This window comes from Symbiopectobacterium sp. (assembly GCF_051710365.1).
GTDB lineage: Bacteria > Pseudomonadota > Gammaproteobacteria > Enterobacterales > Enterobacteriaceae > Symbiopectobacterium.
In genome coordinates this window covers 1-3,070 of sequence record NZ_JBPETA010000273.1, presented here as the reverse complement: position 1 = coordinate 3,070, position 3,070 = coordinate 1, and the positions used below count along the sequence as shown (strand labels likewise).

The following is a 3,070-nucleotide window of genomic DNA, read 5'->3' as shown; positions in this document are numbered from 1 at the left end:
TGTTAGTATGAATCATGAGAGTTACCTCGTGTTTTGTATAAGGATTGGACACCCATATCAAAACCGGTAACTCTCAACCTTGCAAGGTCCAGTGTCAGATCAAGTCGCGACTAATACACATCATGACAAAATACCCTCATCAAGAAAAAGGTACCCTGGTTTTGGCATTGATCGCAGGTTTATCGGTCAATGGTTCATTTGCCGCCTTGTTCAGTTCAATCGTGCCCTTTTCCGTCTTTCCGCTGGTTGCTCTGGTGCTCTCGGTTTACTGCCTGCACCAGCGTTACCTCAATATTGAGATGCCTGAAGGCATACCGCTGCTGGTCGCCGCCTGCTTTTTGCTGGGGCTGCTGCTGTATAGCGCATTGGTTCGCGTTGAATACCCACAGATTGGCTCGAACTTCCTGCCTTCATTATTGTGTGTCGTGTTGGTGTTCTGGATCGGCTTGCTGCTTAAAAAGCGCCGCCCGGTAGACGACGCAACTGCGTCCCGATGATTGCATTTTCGCGATGAAGAAGGTGGTTCCGCCTTCTTCTCTTCTAACAGCACACCGCATTCCATATGATGGGTATAGGGAAACTGATCGAACAATGCCAGACGAGTGATACGGTGTGTCGTCGTGAGTTGGGTCAGGTTGTTGCACAGGGTTTCAGGGTTGCAGGAGATGTAGAGGATATGTGAGTAACCCTGCACCATGGACAGCGTTTGGTCGTCCAGGCCGCTACGTGGCGGATCGACAAAAATGGTGTCGCACTGATATTCAGACAAATCGATACCCTGCAAACGGGTAAATTCACGTTTACCCTGTAGTGCTTGGGTAAATTCTTCCGCCGCCATGCGGATAATCTGCACGTTATCAATCTGGTTCGCGGCGATGTTGAATTGTGCCGCGGCGACAGACGGTTTGGCAATTTCAGTGGCTAATACACGATTAAAATTACGTGCCAGTGCCAATGAGAAGTTGCCGTTACCGCAATAAAGCTCGAGCAGATCGCCTGTTGATCCGGCAGTAGCCTTCAGCGCCCACTCCAGCATTTGGATATTGATGGCGGCATTGGGCTGGGTGAAGCTGTTTTCAACCTGGCTGTAGATCATCTCACGCCCGGCGACTGGCAGGCGTTCATCAACATAATCTCTGTCGAGGCAGATTTTAGTTTTTGTTGCCCGACCGATCAGTTGCAGAGCGAATCCCTGAGCGCGTAGTGCATCACGCAGTGCGCGTGCCTGCTGCTGCCACGCGTCATCTAACGCCTTGTGGTAGATAAACGTCACCACCACTTCACCGCTCATCGTCGACAGATAGTCAATCTGAAACAGCTTGCGGCGCAGTATCACATCGTTGCGTAGTGCATCGATCAGAATGGGCATGAGTCGATTAATCAACGCACTGGCCGCGGGGAATTGATCGACTCTGATCCGCTGTTTGGTCTGCTGATCGAACATGATGTGGTAGAGATCGTCCCCTTCGTGCCAAATGCGAAATTCGGCCCGCATACGGTAATGACTCACCGGAGAACGGAACACCTCTGGCTCAGGCGCAGCAAAGGGCACCATCATCTGCCGTAGACGTTCCGTCTTTTCCGCAAGCAGGTTGTCATACTGTTCGATGGGCAGGTTCTCTGGCGTCATGGTGTTCTCGGCTTCAAAACGGTGAAAGGGTGATAAAGAAGTTTACTGGCCGGATTGTAGGGCATCTCGAAGGGATGTCCAGCGTTGTTGCTGCGATAGTAATTTCACATCGCGGAAGTCTAGACATCCGTAAGCGGCCATCGTAGCATAGCATGCCGGTATTGCACTGTGTGCTGACGCAGTGTGAGTTAAAAGGGAATCCAGTGAAAATCTGGAGCTGACGCGCAGCGGTAAGGGGAAGGGAAACGACAGCATTAAATGCAGACACTGCCTGCGGGTGGGAAGTCGTCGTTTCTGATTGCAACAGCAATGTCACCCGAGCCCGAAGACCTGCCGGTTTACGTCGCAATGTTCACGATCGTCGCGAGCTATCGATTGTGGTAATGCGGCATCCGCAATGTGATTTGGATGCTAACTACATGTCTTATAAAAAATTATCGCTGCTGGCGGCGCTCTCTGCCACGGCTTTTTCTGGCTGGGCGCAGCAAACTGACAACAACACCATGGTGGTTACCGCTAACCGTTTTCAACAGCCGGTGAATAGTGTGCTGGCGCCTACAACGGTGGTTACTCGCGAAGATATTGACCGCTGGCAGGCGAAGAGCTTGACCGATGTAATGCGCCGTTTGCCTGGGGTGGATATTGGGCAGAATGGCGGGTTGGGGCAAAAAAGCTCTCTATTTATTCGCGGAACTGAAAGCCGGCATGTACTGGTTCTGATTGATGGTATTCGTTTAAATCAGGCAGGTATCAGTGGCTCATCAGACCTTAGCCAAATCCCCGTATCTTTAGTACAACGAATTGAATATATTCGCGGTGCACGTTCTGCGGTCTACGGCTCTGATGCTGTCGGTGGCGTAGTCAATATCATCACAACCAGAGAGAAGAATGATACTACACTAACTGCCGGTGTGGGATCGAAAGGTTATCAATCCTACGATGCGGCAACGCAGCAAGCCTTGGGCGACAGCACAACAGCGACCTTGGCAGGGAATTATCTATACACCAAAGGTTTTGATGTTGTTGCCTACGGTACCGCTTCGCCTGCGCAGCCCGACCGTGACGGATTTTTGAGTAAATCGCTGTACGGCACGGTTGAGCATAAGTTTGATGATCGGTTTAGCGGTTTTTTACGTGGTTATGGCTATGATAACCGCAGCGATTACGACAACTTCAATACAGTCGATACCCGTCAACTCTATAGCCAAACATGGGATACGGGCCTGCGTTATCAGAGCGGGATTTATTCCACGCAGTTGGTTGGAAGCTATAGCCATAGCAAGGATTATGACTATGATCCTCGCAAAGGCCTACATGCTAAATAGCTGTTCCTAATACCGCTACACTTTTGCCTGTCCATGTTTTCCACTGGGAAACGGGCTGACGGTTTCCATGAAGCGGCGAACCTTGTTCAGTAACTGCCACATTGAACAGCATTGA

The 3,070-nt window shown here is 50.6% G+C and carries 2 protein-coding genes, 2 pseudogenes and 1 riboswitch; of the genes and pseudogenes, 2 read left to right on the top strand and 2 right to left on the bottom strand.

Annotation, left to right across the window (positions count from 1 at the left end; genetic code table 11):
• The first annotated feature begins 122 nt into the window (after positions 1 to 122).
• Positions 123 to 497: a YijD family membrane protein gene (locus ACTBDZ_RS16465; RefSeq protein WP_438816102.1), complete on the top strand. Its 375-nt coding sequence runs from the start codon at positions 123 to 125 to the stop codon at positions 495 to 497.
• A gap of 35 nt (positions 498 to 532) precedes the next feature.
• On the opposite strand, the pseudogene trmA reads toward ACTBDZ_RS16465, so the two are convergent.
• Positions 533 to 1,630: pseudogene (gene trmA / locus ACTBDZ_RS16460) on the bottom strand (tRNA (uridine(54)-C5)-methyltransferase TrmA); the annotation flags it as partial.
• Between the two features lie 139 nt (positions 1,631 to 1,769).
• Positions 1,770 to 1,982, top strand: a riboswitch (cobalamin riboswitch).
• A gap of 67 nt (positions 1,983 to 2,049) precedes the next feature.
• Between trmA and ACTBDZ_RS16455 the strand changes: the two are divergent.
• Positions 2,050 to 2,946: pseudogene (locus ACTBDZ_RS16455) on the top strand (TonB-dependent receptor plug domain-containing protein); the annotation flags it as partial.
• A 24-nt stretch (positions 2,947 to 2,970) separates the two neighbouring features.
• On the opposite strand, the gene ACTBDZ_RS16450 reads toward ACTBDZ_RS16455, so the two are convergent.
• Positions 2,971 to 3,070, bottom strand: a 100-nt coding sequence (locus ACTBDZ_RS16450; RefSeq protein WP_438813920.1) for a hypothetical protein, incomplete at its 5' end; no start/stop codon positions are given.